Annotated in this window: 1 protein-coding gene and 1 pseudogene; both read left to right on the forward strand. The window is 71.0% G+C overall.

Features of this window, described 5'->3' with window-relative positions:
- Positions 1-875, forward strand: an 875-nt coding sequence (locus ACOV8S_RS23340; RefSeq protein WP_448320011.1) for an ATP-binding cassette domain-containing protein, incomplete at its 5' end; no start/stop codon positions are given.
- Positions 872-978: pseudogene (locus ACOV8S_RS23345) on the forward strand (ABC transporter permease); the annotation flags it as partial. The gene ACOV8S_RS23340 and the pseudogene ACOV8S_RS23345, both read left to right, overlap by 4 nt.

A 978-nucleotide genomic window follows, 5' to 3' on the forward strand; every position in this document is an offset into this window, starting at 1 on the left:
TGCTCGGCCCGAACGGCGCCGGCAAGACCACGGTCGTCAAGATCCTCTCCACGCTCATCTCCGCCGACGGCGGTCAGGCCCAGGTCGCCGGCCACGACCTCGCCACGTCGCCCCAGGGTGTGCGCGCGGCGATCGGGGTGACGGGGCAGTTCTCGGCGGTGGACGGCCTGATCACCGGCGAGGAGAACATGCTCCTGATGGCCGACCTGCACCACCTGTCCAAGGCGGAGGGCCGGCGGGTCACCGCGGAGCTGCTGGAACGGTTCGACCTGGTCGAGGCGGCCGGAAAGCCCGCCTCCACCTACTCGGGGGGCATGAAGCGACGGCTGGACATCGCGATGACCCTGGTCGGCAGCCCCCGCGTCATCTTCCTCGACGAACCCACCACCGGCCTGGACCCCCGCTCCCGCCACGGCATGTGGCAGATCATCAGGGAACTGGTCACCGGCGGCGTCACCGTCTTCCTCACCACCCAGTATCTCGAGGAGGCCGACCAGCTCGCCGACCGCATCGCCGTCCTGCACAACGGCGTCATCGCCGCCGAGGGCACCGCCGACGAACTCAAGCGCATCATCCCCGGCGGCCACGTCCAGCTCCGCTTCACCGACCCCGCCACCTACCGCCGCGCCACCACCCTCCTCACCGACGCCGCACACGACGAGGACTCCCTCACCCTGCGCGTCCCCGGCGACGGCAGCCAGCACTCCCTGCGCACCCTCCTCGACCGCCTCGACACCGCCGGCATCGAAGCCACCGAACTCACCGTCCACACCCCCGACCTCGACGACGTCTTCTTCGCCCTCACCGACGACACCACCCCCGCCGCCACCGGCACCGGCACCGACGCCACCACCGACAAGGAGACCGCGCGATGAGCAGCACCCTCTCCCTCGCCCTCCGCGACAGCGGAACCATGCTCCGCCGCAACCTCCTCCACGCCCGCCGCTACCCCTCCCTCACCCTCAACCTCCTGCTCAC

It is taken from the genome of Streptomyces sp. CO7, from assembly GCF_053474865.1.